1 tRNA gene is annotated in these 371 nt (G+C 45.3%); it reads right to left on the bottom strand.

The window, feature by feature from the left end:
* Nucleotides 1-294 precede the first annotated feature (294 nt).
* Nucleotides 295-370, bottom strand: a tRNA-Val gene (locus EO125_RS09735).
* Nucleotide 371: the final 1 nt, after the last annotated feature.

Genomic DNA, 371 nt, shown 5'->3' with positions numbered 1-371 from the left:
TTAATACTATCTTGATTTCCAATTACGCCTATGTTTAGTTATTTTTTATGACAAATTAATTTGTGCTTGACAGAATTTTATCCCCTGAGGAGCGCCATTTCGAGTAGTAGCCTTGCAGCGCCCTTACTGCCTAAATCACACAAACGCAGAAGAGCACGACATGTTCCGGAGCAAACCTAACCACTATATCAGTTTGCGGAGGAATATGTCGTGCTCTTCCCTTCACCCCATTCAGCTACGAATGCTAGACTACGCACAGAAAAAAGAACCACCCATTCGGATGGTTCTTAACTATGGTGGACGATGACAGGATCGAACTGCCGACATCCTGCTTGTAAGGCAGGCGCTCTCCCAGCTGAGCTAATCGTCCA

This window comes from Veillonella sp. VA139 (assembly GCF_003992005.1).
GTDB lineage: Bacteria > Bacillota > Negativicutes > Veillonellales > Veillonellaceae > F0422.
This window is presented reverse-complemented; position numbering and strand designations above follow the sequence as displayed.